At 34.7% G+C, this 18,437-nt stretch carries 19 protein-coding genes and 2 tRNA genes; 19 read left to right on the plus strand and 2 right to left on the minus strand.

Annotated features, from left to right (window positions below; all coding sequences use genetic code 11):
• Positions 1 to 132: 132 nt before the first annotated feature.
• Genes OQK60_RS05395 through OQK60_RS05415 form a run of 5 tightly spaced genes read left to right on the plus strand, consistent with a single transcriptional unit; the run spans position 133 to position 4,279 of the window.
• Positions 133 to 1,245 carry a cytochrome b/b6 domain-containing protein gene (locus OQK60_RS05395; RefSeq protein WP_297684876.1) on the plus strand — a complete coding sequence of 371 codons (1,113 nt, stop codon included), beginning with the start codon at positions 133 to 135 and terminating at the stop codon, positions 1,243 to 1,245.
• Position 1,246: 1 nt separating this feature from the next.
• The gene (locus OQK60_RS05400; protein ID WP_297684878.1) at positions 1,247 to 1,633 is read left to right on the plus strand and encodes a hypothetical protein; all 387 of its coding nucleotides are present in this window, start codon (positions 1,247 to 1,249) and stop codon (positions 1,631 to 1,633) included.
• A complete protein-coding gene (locus OQK60_RS05405; RefSeq protein WP_297684880.1) occupies positions 1,626 to 2,297 on the plus strand; it encodes a response regulator transcription factor in 672 nt (223 codons plus the stop codon). The genes OQK60_RS05400 and OQK60_RS05405 overlap by 8 nt, the downstream gene beginning before the upstream one ends.
• 3 nt (positions 2,298 to 2,300) lie before the next feature.
• Complete coding sequence (locus tag OQK60_RS05410; protein ID WP_297684882.1) at positions 2,301 to 3,518, plus strand: ArsS family sensor histidine kinase; 1,218 nt, start codon at positions 2,301 to 2,303, stop codon at positions 3,516 to 3,518.
• A 56-nt stretch (positions 3,519 to 3,574) separates the two neighbouring features.
• Positions 3,575 to 4,279, plus strand: coding sequence for a DsbA family protein (locus OQK60_RS05415; RefSeq protein ID WP_297684884.1), 705 nt, complete (start codon positions 3,575 to 3,577; stop codon positions 4,277 to 4,279).
• Positions 4,280 to 4,444: 165 nt separating this feature from the next.
• Here the strand turns inward: OQK60_RS05415 and OQK60_RS05420 are convergent.
• Both OQK60_RS05420 and OQK60_RS05425 read right to left on the minus strand, forming a co-directional pair.
• Positions 4,445 to 4,519 (minus strand) — tRNA-Glu (locus OQK60_RS05420).
• A 41-nt stretch (positions 4,520 to 4,560) separates the two neighbouring features.
• Positions 4,561 to 4,636 (minus strand) — tRNA-Lys (locus tag OQK60_RS05425).
• Between the two features lie 152 nt (positions 4,637 to 4,788).
• Between OQK60_RS05425 and OQK60_RS05430 the strand changes: the two genes are divergently transcribed.
• From OQK60_RS05430 to OQK60_RS05495, 14 genes are all read left to right on the plus strand, one after another.
• Positions 4,789 to 5,712 carry a VWA domain-containing protein gene (locus OQK60_RS05430; protein WP_297684886.1) on the plus strand — a complete coding sequence of 308 codons (924 nt, stop codon included), beginning with the start codon at positions 4,789 to 4,791 and terminating at the stop codon, positions 5,710 to 5,712.
• A complete protein-coding gene (locus OQK60_RS05435) occupies positions 5,709 to 7,133 on the plus strand; it encodes a VWA domain-containing protein (RefSeq protein WP_297684888.1) in 1,425 nt (474 codons plus the stop codon). Before OQK60_RS05430 ends, OQK60_RS05435 begins: the two co-directional genes overlap by 4 nt.
• Entirely contained in the window at positions 7,114 to 8,217 is a 1,104-nt protein-coding gene (locus OQK60_RS05440; RefSeq protein ID WP_297684890.1) for a hypothetical protein, read from the plus strand. Before OQK60_RS05435 ends, OQK60_RS05440 begins: the two co-directional genes overlap by 20 nt.
• 50 nt (positions 8,218 to 8,267) lie before the next feature.
• Positions 8,268 to 9,284: a hypothetical protein gene (locus OQK60_RS05445; protein WP_297684891.1), complete on the plus strand. Its 1,017-nt coding sequence runs from the start codon at positions 8,268 to 8,270 to the stop codon at positions 9,282 to 9,284.
• On the plus strand, positions 9,235 to 10,191 hold the full coding sequence (locus OQK60_RS05450) for an LPP20 family lipoprotein (protein WP_297684893.1): 957 nt from the start codon (positions 9,235 to 9,237) through the stop codon (positions 10,189 to 10,191). Before OQK60_RS05445 ends, OQK60_RS05450 begins: the two co-directional genes overlap by 50 nt.
• Positions 10,188 to 11,588: a hypothetical protein gene (locus OQK60_RS05455; RefSeq protein WP_297684895.1), complete on the plus strand. Its 1,401-nt coding sequence runs from the start codon at positions 10,188 to 10,190 to the stop codon at positions 11,586 to 11,588. Before OQK60_RS05450 ends, OQK60_RS05455 begins: the two co-directional genes overlap by 4 nt.
• Before the next feature lie 9 nt (positions 11,589 to 11,597).
• Positions 11,598 to 12,005, plus strand: coding sequence for a YcfL family protein (locus tag OQK60_RS05460; RefSeq protein WP_297684897.1), 408 nt, complete (start codon positions 11,598 to 11,600; stop codon positions 12,003 to 12,005).
• Positions 11,978 to 12,595, plus strand: coding sequence for a penicillin-binding protein activator LpoB (gene lpoB / locus OQK60_RS05465; protein ID WP_297684899.1), 618 nt, complete (start codon positions 11,978 to 11,980; stop codon positions 12,593 to 12,595). The genes OQK60_RS05460 and lpoB overlap by 28 nt, the downstream gene beginning before the upstream one ends.
• 69 nt (positions 12,596 to 12,664) lie before the next feature.
• A complete protein-coding gene (locus tag OQK60_RS05470; RefSeq protein ID WP_297684901.1) occupies positions 12,665 to 13,594 on the plus strand; it encodes an LPP20 family lipoprotein in 930 nt (309 codons plus the stop codon).
• A 79-nt stretch (positions 13,595 to 13,673) separates the two neighbouring features.
• Complete coding sequence (locus OQK60_RS05475) at positions 13,674 to 14,621, plus strand: MoxR family ATPase (protein WP_297684903.1); 948 nt, start codon at positions 13,674 to 13,676, stop codon at positions 14,619 to 14,621.
• A gap of 7 nt (positions 14,622 to 14,628) precedes the next feature.
• Positions 14,629 to 15,459 (plus strand): DUF58 domain-containing protein, encoded by an 831-nt coding sequence (locus OQK60_RS05480; RefSeq protein WP_297684905.1) that lies wholly within the window; start codon positions 14,629 to 14,631, stop codon positions 15,457 to 15,459.
• Positions 15,460 to 15,873, plus strand: a complete 414-nt coding sequence (locus OQK60_RS05485; protein WP_297684907.1) for a hypothetical protein — start codon at positions 15,460 to 15,462, stop codon at positions 15,871 to 15,873.
• Positions 15,866 to 16,795 carry a VWA domain-containing protein gene (locus OQK60_RS05490; RefSeq protein WP_297684909.1) on the plus strand — a complete coding sequence of 310 codons (930 nt, stop codon included), beginning with the start codon at positions 15,866 to 15,868 and terminating at the stop codon, positions 16,793 to 16,795. The genes OQK60_RS05485 and OQK60_RS05490 overlap by 8 nt, the downstream gene beginning before the upstream one ends.
• Positions 16,792 to 18,437, plus strand: a 1,646-nt coding sequence (locus OQK60_RS05495) for a VWA domain-containing protein (protein WP_297684911.1), incomplete at its 3' end; no start/stop codon positions are given. The genes OQK60_RS05490 and OQK60_RS05495, both read left to right, overlap by 4 nt.

The raw sequence follows: 18,437 nt of genomic DNA on the forward strand, positions 1-18,437 counted from the left end.
AGTCTTTAGCAAACTGTAAAGCTTGCCACACAACAGCTGAGAAAGGCTTATATGGTGAAAGAGATATAGATATCCCAAACTATGGTCGTTGGGATGATTGATAAAGTTCATTAAACTAATAGGAGGTGTGAGATGAAAACATATGTATGGACACTGCCGACACGCATTTTTCATACTCTGCTTGTTGTATTTGTACTTGTTGCATATATTACAGCTGAGTGGGATGATTTTCTTAGTCTGCATGTAGCTTTTGGTTCTGCACTCGGCGTACTGATTTTATATAGAGTGGTATGGGGAGTTATTGGCCCGAAATACTCAAAGTTTAGTGACTTTAATCTCAATGCTACTGCTCTTAAAGAGTACCTGTTTTCAGTATTTAATCCTAAAAAAGAGTACATAGGACATAATCCTGCGGCAGGATATACAATGGTTGCAATAATCATTGTACTGCTTTTACTAACCATAACCGGTTTTTTGACATATGGCATACAAGAAAACAGAGGAATTTTTGCTTTTTTGCATAGCTCATTTTTTAAAGATATGGAGTTGTTTGAAGAGATTCATGAATTTTTAGGAGCCGCTTTATGGGTTCTCATAGGAGCACATGTCATTGGTGTTTTGCTTGATAGACTTTTACACGCAAAACAAGAAACGCTTAAATCCATAGTTAATGGATACAAAAATATAGAAGGTGAAAGTACAAAACTTTCATTTTTACAAATAATCATATCTATCGTAGGTATCGGGCTTAGTATATTTGTCTTAGTTTATGCCCTAAGCGTAAAAGACAATATGATTACGGCTGGATATCATCAGCCAATAGATTATAAAAAGGAGAACGCACTTTTTGTAAATGAGTGCGCCTCTTGTCATATACTTTATCCACCCTCACTGCTTCCAAAAGAATCATGGAAAATTATGATGGCAAACCTGCAAGAACATTTTGGTGATGACGCATCATTGGAGCCAGAAGATACACAAAACATTTTGAAATATCTCTTAGATAACTCTGCAGAGTATTCCACCAGCGAAGCTTCTGTAAATATATTGAACTCTTTGCAAAATAAAGATACTATAGCTATAACACAAACTCCTTTTTGGAAAAAAAGACATAAAAACATTGATGATAAATATTTTAAAAGTAAAAATATAAAAAGTAAAGCAAACTGTAAAGCCTGTCACTCAGATGTTGAAAAAGGCTTAATCGAAGATAATAATATTAAAATACCTAGTATGGAGAGTTGATATGAAACTGTTAATAATCTTACTCTTACTTATGTCACCGCTTTTAGCAGATGATGATGAATATGAATACAAAGAGCGTCGTCTCCCACTTGATGTAAGCTATTTAAACTTGAGTGAGCATCAATATAAAAAGCTTGTAAAAATTGTAAAAAAATTCAAACATGAACGCAAAGAGTTTCACGAAGAAGAAGAAGATACCACGAAAGAGATTTCAGAACTTTTTTTAGCTGATACTTTTGACAGAGATGAATTTGTCAAATTGACTAACAGATTAAAGAGTCTTTCCGTTGAAATACAAGCAGATTTTTTTGCAAAGATGCATAAACTGCTCAATAAAAAACAAAAAAAAGATTTTATTAAATATATGAAGGAGTGGGAAGTTGAGTAAAAGAGTACTGCTTATAGAAGATGATATTCAGATGCAAACTCTTATAAGTAACTATCTTGTGAATTATGACTTTATAACACTCGCATATGCAAATCCAAAAGATGCCCTTCATTCTATCTTTGTTGACAAAGAGTCTTATGATATTGTCATACTTGATTTGATGCTGCCTGAGATGGATGGTTTTGATGTTGCAAAGGCTATTAAAGATAAACTAGATATTCCTATCATCATATCTTCAGCACGGGGTGATATCGGTAACAAAATATACGGGTATGAACTAGGAGTTGATGACTACTTGGAAAAACCTTATGAGCCAAGAGAATTGGTTTTGCGTATTGAGGCGGTACTGAGCCGTTACAGTAAAAACAAGAGTTTGAATATTTCTGGTTTTGTAATAGATGAGGGTGCATATAGTGTAAGTGTTGATGGCTATCCAATTGATCTGACAAGAATCGAGTTTGAAATTTTTGTTTTTTTGATTAAAAACAGAGGCAAAAATGTCTCAAGAGAGCAAGTCATAAATGCTACAACACTGGAGTACGACACAAAAGCTAGAACTATTGATACTCACATCAGTAATATTCGTCAAAAAATAGGTGATGATGCAAAAGAGCCTCACTATATCAAATCAGTTTGGGGTATCGGGTATAAATTTATAGGATAACAAATGTCAATCTTTAAAAAAATAACAATTCTTTTCTTAATAAGCTTTTCGCTTATGGTAGTTATAGGCTATCAGATGGATAAGATAAATACTTCAAGAGTTGAAGCTCTTATCACTCAAAAATATCTTCAAGATGCAAAAGAGATATTTCTACTTTTAGCAACATCAACTCCCAATAAAATAGAAAAAAATGTGCAAAATTTAAATTTAAGCAAATCTGACATGTCGCTTGATGATTCTATGGAAGTCATTTTAAAACGGGCACACTCTTTTGGGGAATTACAAATCCTAAAAAGCACAGATAGTAAGTATCTCTTGTTTATTCGCTATATGGATGAGAGCATAATGCTTATAGACAAGCAACTGCAAAAAAGCTTTCAAGAGCAGTGGCTGCTTAATATACTTGTTTTCTTTGATATTGTGGTGTTAATTGCTATTTTTTTTATTATATTAAAAATCCTATCGCCCCTAAAAGATTTAATCTCAAAAATGCAAAATTTTACACAGGGTAAACATCCAAGCAGGGTAGAGGTAAAAAGTGATGATGAAATCGGAAATGTAGCTACAACATACAACACAATGGCACAAAATATAGAGTCTCTAATAACCTCAAGAGAAGAATTTTTAAGAGATATCAGTCATGAGCTAAAAACACCCATATCTAAAGGAATGTTTGCTGTTGAAACACTTGATGATTCAGACTCAAAAGAAATTATACAAAAGTCATTCACGGAACTTGAACGATTAAGTGCAGAGCTTTTAGAGATTGAAAAACTTCATGCTGTAGATGATATTAAAAAAGATGTTTTTAAAGCAGAAACACTGATACTTGAAGCACTCTCAAGGCTTATATTGGAGGATGAATCGATAATAAACATTGAGATAAAAGATGATTTTTTGATAGAGGGTGACATGAATTATCTCTCACTTGCACTAAAAAATCTAATAGACAATGCTATCAAATATACGACCGAGTACCCAGTACATGTCATCGCAGGTGGCGATGTCATTACAGTTAAAAATAGAGGTGAGAGATTGACTCATGATATATCTTACTACTTAGAAGCTTTTACTCAAGAGGAGAATTCTAGAGCTTCCAAAGGTTACGGACTTGGACTAAATATTGTGAAAAAAATTATTGATAAACATCAAATGGTTTTAACCTATGAATATCTAGATAATTATCATCTGTTTTCATTGCGCTTTAAAGTTTGTAAGTAAGTTATTTGTTGCTTTTATTGTTTAGTTTTACTATGATACATTAACGAAGGATTTATATGCAAACATGTGATAGTCAAAGTGGTTTATGCACGATAAGTAGTAGTGATGCAAAAGAGGGTAGTTTAAAGTTAGACAGGGCAGAACTTTTTTATGTGGGCGATCCTATGTGTTCGTGGTGCTGGGGAATGTCTAAAGAGCTTAAACAGATTCAAGAGTTGTGTACAAAAAAAAGCATAAAATTTAGTGTGGTCTTAGGAGGACTGAGAATCGGTGGAGGCGATGAGTGGAATGAGCAGTTTAAGTCTTTTTTGAAAAACGAGTGGCAAAATATACATCAAAGAACAAATCAAAAATTTGTCTATACACTCTTGGAGCTAAAAGAGTTCAACTACGACACAGAGCCTGCTTGCCTTGGCGTTTACATTGCAAAAAAAATCTTACAAAGCAAAGATGACAATAGTGCAACTGTATTGGCATTTTTTTCAAAAATTCAAGAAAAATTTTATGCAAAAGGATTGAATCCAACAAAATTAGAGTTTTATCATGATATTTGTAAAGAGTTTGGCATCTCTATAGATGAATTTGAAAACTATTTTCACTCAAAAGAGATGAGAGAAGAGCTTAGAGGAGACTTTGAATTAGCAGGAAAACTAGGAGCAAGAGGAATGCCTAGTCTCATCTATGTAAAAGAAAGCAGCATTGCAGGCAGCTCTTCTGGATATGCAACATATGAAGATATTTTAAAAATGTTGGGTGTTTAGAGTGGAGCTACAATCTGTACTTGAATTGGTATAATTTTTTGTTTCGTTCTAAGAGGTATTTAGCCATAATTGAGTCTTGCTTGTGGACTAAAGTGTGTACCAAATAGTAATGTTTAAAATATCAGTTTTTGAAAGTGCTTAAAATTGGGTGTTATGGAGAATAAGTGGTGACCCCGAGGAGAATCGAACTCCTGTAACATGGATGAAAACCATGGATCCTGACCGCTAGACGACGGGGCCACTTTAGTAAAGGTTTTTTGAATTAGTTCAAATAATCAAAATGGTGTCCTGTGATGGATTCGAACCATCGGCCACATCATTAAAAGTGACGTGCTCTACCAGCTGAGCTAACAAGACAAATACAAACATATTGTTTGTGGATGGGAATTATAGGCAAATAGGTTTTTTATGTCAAGAAAAAAAAGAACGAATTTGTTAATATTTAAAAATTTGTTGTTTATAGTCACAGTTTTATAATATTGTGTTGGATTTTGGCTAAAATATAACTAATGAATTACATAAGTTTTGAATATGCATACTTGATTTTATTGTTATTACCAATAATTTACTGTCTGTACAGATGCAAAGAGTATGTTAAACCAAAATTCTTTGTACATCTGCACTTTTTGTCTGCTAAAAGAAGCTTTTTAAAGCTCGAGTGGATTATAAAAGTATTGATATTTGTACTACTTTGTATAGCTCTCTCATCTCCTATAACAATCGATAAGTTAAATCCGCAAAATAGACATGGTAAAGATATAGTTCTAGCTATTGATGGAAGCGGTTCTATGAACTCTTCTGGATATGACGCGGAGGATGAAGTAAGTGATGGTGAGCGACTTACACGGTTTGAGATAACAAAAAAAATAGCTCATGAGTTTATACATAAAAGAGTCAGCGATAATGTCGGTGTTGTCTTATACGGGGATTTTGCTTTTATAGCTTCTCCTATAACATACGAAAAAGAGATAGTTACTGACATGTTAAGTTATCTCACCTCTGGTATGGCAGGGCAAAATACAGCTATTGGCGAGGCAATTGCGGTGAGTGTTCGGGCATTCAAACACTCTAAAGCTAAAACAAAAGTCATCATACTTCTAACTGATGGAGAACACAATAGCGGAGCCGTCTCACCAAAAGATGCAATAAAGCTTGCAAAAGATGAAAATATAAAAATATATACTATCGGTATGGGAAACAAGGGCGAAGCAGATGAGGCACTTTTAACAAAGATTGCCAAAGAGAGCGGTGGTCATTTTTACCGAGCAGAATCTGCAAAAGAGTTACAAAAAGTTTACTCTGAGATAGATAAACTTGAATCTTCAAAGATTAAAAGCAGAGAGTACATGTTAAAAGATTATTACTATGGAATCTTTTTACTTTTAGCTTTTGGACTTTTACTTTTTTTACTTTACAGGGAGGTGAGAAAATGAGTTTTATCTCCCCTGAGTATTTTTGGCTTTTGCTGTTTCTGTTACCGCTTTTGATAAAAAAAGATTTTAGGAGTTTTACTCTTACAACATACGGATATATTTTGACATGTATATTCATAGTAGTGGCACTTTCACGCCCGGTAATAGAACAAGAACCAATAAAATCAAAACAGATGTTAAGTGATGTTGTCATAGCAGTTGACTTGTCTTTTTCAATGCAAGCAAATGATTTGACACCGACAAGATTACAAAAAGCTAAAGAGATTTTAAAAGAGTTAGTACATGTAGAGACTAAGACGAGGTTTGGAGTTCTTGGATTTACAACTAACGCTATCGTTCTTTCTCCACTGACAGAGGACAGAGAACTTCTGCTGCATCTGTTTAACTCACTTGATGAGAAGTTTATTATCACAAAAGGCAGCAGTGTTATGCCCGCTTTAAAATTGGCAAGAAAGATGTCAAATACAAAAGAAATCAGTGTAGTTATTTTAAGTGACGGAGCCGATGAGTTGTCTTATGAGAGCGAAGCTGTTTACGCAAAGCAAAACTCAATGAGAGTAAATGTCTTTATGCTTGCTACGACTATGGGCGGGACACTTTCACTAGAAAATGGTGAGTTTTTAAAAGATGAGCTAGGAGATATTGTAGTCAGTAGAGAAAACAGTGCTATAAAAGAGATTTCAGACGCTACGGGTGGAGTTTACACAAAAGACTTTGATGAGCTCTTAGATGCTCTTGACTCACAAAAAGAAGAAGATAAGCAAAGCGAAACAAATATAGTTCAAAATATGGAACTTTTTTACTATTTTGTATTTTTGGCAATAGTTACCTTCTTGATAAGTGTAACAACACTAAAAAGATATATATTGGCTTTTTTACTGCTTGTTGGAATCAACCTAAATGCATCACAAAACACAGAACTCTTTAATGAAGCGACTAAGAACTACAAAAGTGGTAATTATGAAAAGGCTTTAGAGGGTTATGAAAGAGTGAAGTCAAATCATGTGGAGTTTAAATCGGTTGTGTACTATAATATTGGCAATTCATATGTTAGACTTCAAGAGTTTAAAAAAGCTAGAGTTGCCTACTTGAAATCTCTTACACTTATGTACTCAAAAGAAGCGGATGAGAACATGGCTTTCATCAAAGATGTAGGCGCAAAGGTTGAGATGAGCACCGGTCAGCAACAGACTAACAAGAAATCATCTTTAGCAAAAAAAGAAAAAAGTTCAAAGAAACAAAAAGAGGGTGGCAGCTCAAATATGAAAGTAAGTGCAGCGGCTAGCAGTGGGGCGGATGATGGTGGTAAAAAAACAAAGTCAGAGTCTCAGATAAACCTAAACAGTTCCAAAGCAAAACTAAGCTCAAAACAGTATGAGCTCATAAATAAAAGGGGAGTAAATGAAAAACAACCTTGGTAAGATTTTTTTAATATTTTTAATATTTGTACATGTAGAAATTTTTGCTTCAACTTATGAGTGGAGCGCTAAAGCAGATAAAACAACAGCCTATGTAAATGAAGCGATTCATCTGACTTATATTTGCGAGTTCAGTGACAGGTCTGAGCTTTATTCAATTGATTTTAATCCCCAAAAAGAGCATGAAGATTACACCCTTCATATATTAAGCGAGAGTGAAAGAATTGTAGATAATAAAAGAGTAAATAGTTACGAGTTTGTTGTTTTTACTAAAAAAGCCAAAGAGATAAACTTTGAGTTTGAAACTACTATGAAAAAAACCACTAAAGAGTCTATAGAAAATACTGTAATAGGAAGAGATAACAAAGAGTATGCAGATTTTACCCGCAAGACAATCAAACAAAAGTCCATAAAAGTGGATGTTAAACCAAGTCCAAAAGAGCTAGTCGGTGATTTTGTGATTGAGGTAAAAAAAGACAAACAAAAAGTAAAAGCATATGAGCCTTACCATCTGCATGTAAGCATCAAAGGCAATGGTAATTTTGAAGCTATAAAACCTATGGATTTCAACATAGAAGGTGTAAAGGTTTTTGCTGGGAAAGTTATACAAGATATAGAGTTGAGTAAAGCTGGTTACAGCGGTACATGGAGTCAAAAATTCGCTTTTGTAGCAAGTAAGGATTTTAAAGTACCTGAGATAAATATGGAGTATTTTAATCTAAAAACTAAGAGTATCCAGACTCTACATGTAGATGCTGTAAAAGTTGAGGTAACTAAAGGATATGTTAAAGAAGAACTCTTAGATGAGGTAGATAATGATTTTAAAGTAAATTATGATTATTTTTACTATTTGCTCACTTTTATAGCAGGATATCTACTTGCCAAAATTAAAATAACCAACTATAAAAGTAATGCGCCCGATGTTTTCTTGGATAAAATAGACAAAGCTAAATCTATGGATGAGTTGTTGATGATTTTAGCATTAGATGGTTCAATAAAATACAAAGATATAGTATTGCAGATAGAGACAAAAAAGCTTACATCTCTTAAAACTGCAAAAAATATGGTTAAGTTAACTTCTTGTTAAATACTTTTTAACTAGAATGGTTTGAAATATCAACTTAATAAAGGTTTATAATGAAATTGTTTTTGCTCTTGATTACTCTTTTTTTGACTTCTTCTTTTGCAGATAAAACAGTAATAAAAACAATCACCATAAATCAGCTCTCTTATCCAAACAAAACACTCCCAGAACTTAAAGAGATCGCACTTCAAAAAGCAAAACTTGCTGCAGCAAAAGAGATGTACGGTGAATTTTTAATTTCTGAAACCGTAATGGTAGGCGGAAAAATCTTGGATGATGTAGTTAGTGAAAAATCAGGTGGTGTTATCCACATCAAAGGTGAGCCGAATTTTAAAAACGGTGAAAATTTCGGCGATTTGCAAGTGACTATAGAGGCTTACGCAACGGATGAAGAGATAGAGGATATGACGCCTCGTTTTATTAAACTCAACGATTTTAAATACACAAATGCAGATATTTCTCCAAGAGACCTTAAAGCAGCGGCTGAGAGTGCTTTTATTGTTGAAGCAATCTCACCGATAAAGCCTTCTATACGCAGTGCAACTATAAATCAGGCACGAAAGGTGATATTGTCAGTTCAAATAATTAATGCCGATTATGATGAGCAAAACGCTAGTTATATTATGTCTGGAGCCGTAGAGTATGTTCCGGCCTTTTTGCGTAATGCAGAGTTTATTGTTGAAGATAAAGATACCAAAGAAGCTGACAATGGAGATTTTTTAAATAGTTATCAAGAGCAGATACAGCAAGTCAAACGCGGTTTTTATGGTCTGTGGAGTGGGTTTATAATGTACTCAAACGGCGCAAGTGCAGATGTTAACATTGAGATTACAGACAGTGGTTCAAGCACTATTGACTATAACTCATTAAATTGCGGAGGGGACCTTATTATTCAAGATAAAACATCTACTCTTGTGAAATTTAAAGAGAAACTCACTTATGGAAAAGATAAGTGTGAAGATGAACATTTTGTATCTTTAAAAAAGATAAACAACACGCAACTTCTGTTTATGCAGAGTGATGAGCAAAACAGAGAAGTCGCTAGAGGAACACTCTATAGAGAAGAGTAATCTTTATAAGAAAATATGGGATGACATGTATAAGCTTACTTTACCTCTTTTGATTTTTTTATTTACAGGGTGTTCTTTAACCGTTCAGCCAGAAGTAAAACAAAACGAGCAGCTTCCAACATGGGTAAATAGTTTTGAGCCTTTGCGTGCAGTCGGTTCAAGCGAGGTTAATTTTCAGGGTATATATTCTCAGCGTTTAGAGGCCATGAACAAGGCAAGAAATGATTTGGCACACAATCTAAGATCATATATTACCTCAGTTTTTGATAGTGAGTCAAAAACACAAGGAGAAAAAATCTCAAATAAGAGCAGTGATAAAGTAACAGCACTTTCAGAGATTTTTTTAAATGAAAGTTATCAGGTTGATGCATATTTTGATAAAAATGCAAGACTATATGTTCTTGTTGAGAGTTCAAAAGAGAAAATTGACAGATTGATAGGAAATACAAAAGCTAAGAAAACCCACAAAACTGCTCTTTCTGTTTTAAAAACTCGTCCATTTGACAAAGACGAACTTATGAAAAGCCGTTGTTATGCGCCAAATATTTTAAAAACAATCACTACAAAATCAAGCCTTTATCAAAATAAACCGGTATGGTTTTTTCGTCCCAATCAAAACGGAGTTATGGGAAGTGTCGGAATTGCCGAAAAAGAGGAGAAAAGAACTTTTGAAGAACAAAAAAGAGTTGCCCTCTCTTTGGCAAAAGCATCTCTTGAAAAGCGCTTAAAAACGCAGATAATCTCGGAGCATGAAGTACTAAAAATCGTCAATGGCGATACATCCGGTGAAATTTTTGAAACATCGTCAGTTGTTAAAAGTGCAAGCAAAGTGCAGCCAAGTGTTGAAAAAGACATCTGGCTTGATCCTTATAGCTGTGAGCTATATGTGTGGAGTGTTGCCAAATGAGATTTACAATATTTGCAAGTCTCGTCTCTTTGTTGTTTAGTGGCTGTATGGCAAATCTGGCAAATTCAATCGGGGTTGATTTGAGTAATACTTTAGAGCAAGAGAAAAGGTTTATCGCAGGTGATTATGCCGAGGCAGCTGCTCTTGCAGTTGAAAATAAAGATAAAAACAGTGAACTTGATGTATCAAATCTCCTCTCAATGCTTAATGCCGGCAATAACTATCTTTATGCTAAGGATTATGAAAACAGTATTAAGATGTTAGATGAGTCAGAGGCTATTATCAAGTTTCAACATGAAAGGATACTAGCTCTTAATGCGGGAGATTATGCAGCGCAGCTGCTGTTAAATGATGCGGCAGTAGATTATAAAGCATCTATAACTGAAGCAGTTATGGTAAATACATATAAATCGCTTGACTATATGGCACTTAAAAAACTAGACAAAGCCCGTGTTGAGCTTAACCGTGCAGTCGATCGTCAACGCCGTGCTAAAGAAACTTATGCGAAGTTGATAGGCAAACAAAAAGAAGCAATCGCGCAAAAGAGAAGAGAAAAAAACCCAACTGTTTTTGATAAAACACTCAATAATCCACAGGTTAAAAGTATAGCTCAAAGAAACTACTCATCTCTGCGACAGTTTGAGGCTTATCCGGATTTTATAAACCCTTTTACAACATATTTGGCAGGTTTGTTTTTTGCTATAGATGGTGATTACTCCAAATCATCATCACTGCTTAAAGAGGCGCATGGAATGATGCCGGAAAATAAAACTCTTGAGTCTGATTTTGAGATGGTCGAAAAAGCTCTTTTAGGAAGAGGGATTCAAGAGAAATATGTGTGGGTAATTTATGAAAATGGCTTAAGCCCCGTTAAGCATGAATATAAAATTGACATTCCGATGTATCTAGTGTCACAAAAAATAAACTATATAGGTATCGCTCTGCCTAAAATGTACACAAGAAGCAGAGCAACATACGATATGAGTATTTTATCTCATGGAAAACTTTTGGACAAAACATCGACAGTAGCTGATATGGACCGTGTAATATTGACCGAGTTTAAGTACTCATATGATGATATTTTAACGCGTGCAATATTTTCTGCAATGCTTAAGACTTATACACAATATGAAGCAAAAAAAGAAAACGGTTATCTTGGCTTAGCAACTACTGTTTTTCATCTCTTGACAACTCGTGCAGATGTCAGACTTTGGAAAAGCCTGCCAAAAGATTTTCAGGTTGCCAGAGTTTTAATGCCGAGTGATGCGAAACTGCTTTTAAAAGCAGGGGAGCACAATATAGATATTGAGTTAGATAAAAATGCCAAACATTCTATTGTTTATGTTAGAATACCAACTGCTATATCTAAGCCAAGTTTTTCTATTATAAATTTTTAAGGAGTTTTTATGAAATTAATCATATTAATTATTTTGGCAATGTTCACATTATCAGGATGTAACAAGTCTGCACAACCAAGCGACGCAATTGTAAAAATAATTGATAAATGCGGCGATGGAAGTATATCGATTAGCGATATAAAAGGACGCAAAAAATCTGACGGTTTTATGAATGCACAAGTTATTGGTGAAAACAGTTCAAGTAATTATCAAGTTCTTGAATACCGAATCGTGTGGCTTGATAAAGATGGTTTTAAAATCGAGAGTATCCTCTCTAAGTGGAAAAGCATTCCGGCATATGCCGATCAGCCTTTTTACATCAATGCAACATCACCAAGTACAAAAGCGAAAACATTTCGTTTATATATAAAAAGAGATAAGGAAGTAATATGCGACAAACAATACGATGGATATTAATCTTAGGTGCCACTCTCACTCTGTTTAGTGGATGTGCAACAAAGACTACAAATATTGACATGAATAACGATAAAGGTGAAGCTGTTATGGGGCTTGACTATAGAGATTTTCAAGGGGCTGCTCAAGATATGACAGAGTCACTTCTTGCTTCAGGCGCTGTAAATAAAAAAGACGGAGGGCGTTATGTCCTTGTTGTGTCTCGCATAGTAAATGATACTATGCAGCATATTGACACAGACCAGCTGGTTAAAAAAATACGCGTTGGATTGCTTCGCAGCGGTAAAGTTGTCGTAACAACTGCGGTAGGTGTAAACGGTGCCGAAGATAAAATGGCGATGCAAACAAGACAAGAGCTTAGAGACAATGAGGAGTTTGCTCAAAAAACAGTTGCACAAAAAGGTCAAATGATTGCACCTGACCTTAGTCTTTCAGGCAAAATACTTCAACGAAACATTCGTGTTGACAGCAAAACTCAAAGAGTTGAATACTATTTTCAAATGTCTTTAACGGATATTAAGACCGGTTTAGCATTTTGGGAAGATGAGCGGGTCATAGGTAAGCGAGGGAGCAATAAATCAGTTGCGTGGTAGTCTGATACAGTGAGTGAGATATCAAATAAAGTATATTAAACAAAAGAGTTGATAAGGTAGGATACAGTGATGAAATCATTTATAATAGCCATATTAGTAGGATTATTGTTTTTAACCGGTTGTGGTTCTCAAAAAAATATGAATATTGTCCAGAAAAAAGTAGTTCCGACTTGGTATGTCAACCCTCCAAAAACAACTTTAACAACGCTTTATGCAATAGGTGAGGCTGCAAATAAAGATGAAGCTGTCGCTAATGCACTAAACAATATGACTTCAGCTTTGAGTGCATCAGTAGCAACACAGCTTAACTCTGAAAAACTTCGTATAAGTAGCTATGAGCTTCTTGAAAGTACAGAACTTGGGTTTAGACAGCATATTGTCCTAATAACATCAGATAAACAAAAATTGTTTGAGAGCTTAAAAAGTGAACTTGAGCAAAAGTTTGCTCTTATTGAAAAAGAGACAGAGCCGCTTGATAGATATCACGCCATTAAGCAGCTAAGTATTTATTCTAAAGCAAAGAGTAATGTTCAAAATGTTGAAAATACATTGATTGTAATGAATGTACTTAACAGCGGTTTTGACGGTAAAGAGTATTTAGACAAGGCTAGTAGAATCAATAGCGATTATGATAAATTAATCTCAAGTATAACATTTACTATAGAGAGTAATAGTGAAGCAAAAAATCTTGAGAGTTTAATAGCAAATGGGCTGAGTGAAAAGAAACTTCAAATCAAATATGGCACAGGCAAGAAACACTTTGTTATAACTGTCACATCAAAAAATCAAAAAGCTTTTTCACGCGGTTTTACAATAGCCAGCGCGGAGATTGATATCAGAACTAGAGATTATAGAGGCTCTGTAATAGGCAGTAATAAGCTTAATATTATAGGAGAATCTACGCAAGGATATGAGATAGCCAAAGAGAATGTTGCTATAAAATTGAATGAGATGATAAAAAAAGACGGTATAGCAAATGTTATAGGTTTAGATTTATAATTTATACACATTTTTTTTCACCAATCATTAACCCCATTTAGTTATACTTTTGGCAATTTACAAATAAGGCAAAAAGCTTATGATTTCTAAGATTGAGTTGATTAAAAAAGAAGTTTCTAAAGTAGTCGTTGGACAGGAGAAAATGATAGATTCTCTTCTTGTTGCACTGTTTTGTGATGGACATATTCTCATAGAGGGTGTTCCGGGACTTGCTAAAACGACAACAGTAAATGCACTTGCACAGAGTTTGGGTCTAAACTTTAAGCGTGCTCAGTTTACTCCTGACTTACTTCCATCAGATATACTTGGTGCAGAGATTTACGATCCGCAAAATAACAGTTTTAAAATCAAAAAAGGTCCTATTTTTACAAACCTTCTTTTAGCAGATGAGATTAACCGTTCTCCTGCAAAAGTACAGTCTGCTCTTCTTGAAGTTATGCAGGAGAAACAGGTCACTTTAGGTGATACTACTTTTAAATTAGAACCTCCGTTTTTTGTAATGGCAACTCAAAATCCTGTTGAACAAGAGGGTGTTTATCAACTTCCAGAAGCTCAGCTAGACAGGTTTATGCTAAAACTTGTAGTTGATTACAACACAAAAGAAGAGGAACTGCAAATCGCCAAAAGAATGTCAAGCGGTAACTTTGAGACCATAAATGCTGTAGTGACTCATGAAGATATTAATCAGATAAAAAAAGCTATAAAAAATGTACATGTAGATGATGAAGTTGAAGCATATATGATAGAGCTTGTCAATGCTACAAGAAATCCAAGTGAATATGGACTTGATGAAATAAAAGACTTTATTCAGTTTGGTGCTTCACCTCGTGTAAGTATTGACATGTTTAAAGCTGTAAAAGCTATGGCATTTATGCGTGGTAAAGACTTTGTAACACCTGTTGATGTTGCTTTTATTGCAAAAGAGCTGATGAGACATCGTATTGTACTGACTTATGAAGCAGAAGCTGAGGGTATTACTACAGATGAAATTATTCAAAAAGTTTTAGAGACTGTAGCAATACCGTAGGTTTATCATGAGTAAACTGCAAAAAATATTGGTTCGTGCAAGACGCCAAGTCTTTAGCGAAATGGTCGGGAACAATCCCTCTATCTTTCAAGGTGAGGGTTATGACTTCATTGAGCTTCGTGAGTATATGCCAGGAGATGATATTCGTCATATCGACTGGAATATTACGGCTAAGATGCAAAAGCCATTCATTAAAATCTTTCGCGAAGAGAGAGAGCTCAATGTTGTAATAGTTTCTGTACTAAACGGAAGTGTGCATTTTGGTTCTAAAAAATTCAAGCAGGAGAGCATTGCCGAAGTAGCGGCGCTTCTAGGTTTTTCTACTCTTAAAAACGGTGACCTGCTTAGTTCTTACATCTTTACAGACCAGATGATATCTCACTCAAAACCAAGTAAAAAACTTCACCAGATACAAAAATATGTAGATGAAGTTCTAAGTTTTGACGCTATAAATAAAAAAGTAGATTTCAAAGTTATAGCAGATACTCTGTTTAAGAGGCTAAAGAGAAAGTCACTTATTTTAGTCATTGGAGATTATTTTGAGATTCCTGACTTTAGACTGTTAGCTAGAAAACATGAAGTTCTTTCTATCATTGTTAGAGATAAGCTTGAAGAAAATCCACCTGAAATGGGTTTTGCATCTTTGGTTGACCCTGAGAGTGGGGCAGTTTTAGAGGGAGACTTTAACTCATCAAGCGTTAAGGCATATAGTAAAAAAGTTCAAGTACATGACCATAAACTTTTTGAGACTCTGCGAAAAGACCAGATAAGATTTACAAAAGTATATACTGACAGCTTTGCAAGTGTAGATCTTCGCAGATTGTTTGAGGGTAGATAGATGCAGGCACAGCAGACTCAGAGTTATGATATCCCGCTACATGACATAAAGCCTATAGTGGAAGTTCAAGAGTACTCTCTGTACTACTTTTTAGGTGTAAGCCTGCTTGTGGTTATTTTGACATGTGCAATTGCATATTTTATTTATCTATGGTTTAAACGACGCAATGCTTTTAACATAAGAAAAGAGCATATTAAACTACTAAACTCATTAGATTTAAATGACACAAAGCGTAGTGCTTATGCTATTACGATGTTTGGAGCAACTTTTAAAGATGACAGCCCAAGACATCAAGAGATGTATGCAAATATAACAAACAGACTTGACATGTACAAGTACAAAAAAAGTGTAGAAAAATTTGACAGTGAAGTCCTTGGGTATATAGAACTATACAAGGGGATGATTGATGTTTGATGGACTTTATTTTGAGTTCCCTAAACTAATCTTTGTCATTTTCTTTTTTATAGCTTGTGCCTCGCTTTGTAAGATGAAACTTCCCTCTATATATTTTCCTCATACGGGAGAGTTTTTAAAACAGTCTGTTTCAGCTTCTAAAACACTCTTTTTTCTAAAATGGCTTGGCATAGTTATGCTGATTTTGGCTCTTATGTCTCCGGTAAAAGATGAGCCTTATGAGTTAGAGCCAAAAGAGGGTTATGAGATAGCTCTTATTTTAGATGCTTCTGAGTCTATGAAAGCACAAGGGTTTGACGCTCGAAATGAACAGCTCACAAGATTTGATGTAGTAAAAGAGATTGTCGGTGACTTTGTAAGTCATAGAAAAAGTGACAATATCGGTCTGGTCGTCTTTGGACAATATTCGTTTATAGCTTCTCCACTGACTTATGATGAAAATATTTTAAATAAAATAGTCTCTCAGCTATACATCGGGATGGCAGGAAAATACACGGCACTAAACACATCTTTGGCGCAAGGTGTGAATCTGTTGAAGATGAGCAAATCAAAAAGTAAGGTGGCGATTTTACTTACCGATGGATACAGCACGAAAGAGATAGACAAAATACCGTTAGATATAGCCTTACAGATGGCGAAAAAAGAGGGTGTCAAGGTTTACCCTATCGGTATAGGAATGCCGCATGAGTATAATCAAAATGTTCTGCTAAAAATTGCTGAAGACACAGGCGGAGTTGCTTTTGGAGCTTCGAGTGCTGCTGAGCTGAAAGAGGTATATAAAAAGATTGATGAGTTAGAAAAGTCTGAGATAAAGAGTGAGAGTTTTACATATATAAAATATTACTATGCTTTTCCACTTTTTGTATCGTTAATATCTTTGATGCTTTATATATTCCTAAGAAACAGAAGAGGCTACGCATGACTTTTTTACATCCAGAATTTTTGTACTACATGTTGCCTCCACTTTTCATACTTTTTGCACTCTTGCTCACTCAAAAAGAGTCTCAGGCACACTACTTTAGCAAAGAAGTAATGGATAGATTGCGAGTCAGTGCAAACACATTGACACTAAAAGCCAGAAATGCTCTGTTTTTACTAATGGGATTTTTTATGATTTTAGCGCTTGCCGAGCCTGTCATAAAAGACGGTACAATTGAGATAAAAGCAAAGAGTGCAGATATCATGATAGCTTTGGACATATCAGACTCTATGTTGGCCGAGGATGTGTATCCAAACCGACTAGAGATGGCAAAACAAAAAGCACTTACACTTTTAGATGAGTCGCCAAATGAGCGCATAGGCATAGTTGCATTTGCAAAAAACTCATATCTTGTCTCACCTCTAAGTTTTGATACAAGTGCAGTTGCCTTTTTACTTCGACAGCTAAATACCCAGTCTATCACAGAAAAAGGAACTGATTTTTTATCAATTCTTGATGTTGTTTCTAAGACTCAAAAGGCACAGGAGAAAAAGTATCTTCTTATACTCAGCGATGGCGGCGACAAAAGTGACTTTTCTGATGAGATAGAGATGGCTAAAGAGCATGGGATTAGCGTTTTTATATTGGGTGTTGGAACTAAAAAAGGTGCTCCTATAAAACTTCAAGATGGAACTTTTATCAAACAAAACGGGGATATTATAGTCTCCAAACTAAATGAGAGTATATCTGAGCTTGCTACAAAAACAGGCGGGGTTTATATACAAAGCACAACATCTTCTGATGACATAAAAACTATGCTTAAAGAGATAACAAATATCAGTGATGAAAAAGAGCTAAAAAGTGAGGAGATTCAGAGATATATACCTCTGTTTTACTACCCTGTAGCAATGGCACTTTTGATTTTACTCATAGCTACCAGTTCTATGAGTAAGAGGCAAAGTGTATCTTTGCCGTCCGTGTTTATACTTTTTTCATTGCTTTTTACAAATGTACATGTAGAAGCAGGAATCTTAGACTTTGTGGAGCTAAATAAAGCAAAAGAAGCTTATGAAAAAGGCAACTATGATGAGTCGGCTAAACTTTATGAAAAGTATGCAAAAGAAAGTGCAAATGGCGAGAGTTACTATAATGCTGCTAATGCTTACTATAAACAAAAAAAATATAAAGAGGCTATAGAGTCTTATAAAAAAGCCACCTTTGACACCCCTGAAGCAAGAGCAAAAAACTACTCAAATCTTGGTAACGCTTATGTTAAAGAGCAGGGCGAAGATAGTCTGCAAAAAGCAATAGAGTCATATGAGAAATCTTTAGAGATACAAGAAGACAAAGATACGAGAGAAAATCTCCAAGAGGTAAAAAAGCTTTTAGAAAAACAGAAACAAGATTCCAAAGAGGATGATAATAAAAAGTCTGATGAGAAAAAAGAAGAAAAAGACAAAGATAAAAAAGGCGATGAAAAACAAGACTCAAAGGATGGAGACAAAAAAGAATCTGATGAGAAACAAGAAAAATCTTCAGATGAGAAAGATAAAAATAAAGATGAAAAAGACAGCTCAAAAAGTGAAGAATCTAAAGAGAAAGAGACAAAATCTGATGATATGAAGAGTAAAAAAGAAAAAGAAGA

This window comes from Sulfurimonas sp., from assembly GCF_026196735.1.
GTDB lineage: Bacteria > Campylobacterota > Campylobacteria > Campylobacterales > Sulfurimonadaceae > Sulfurimonas.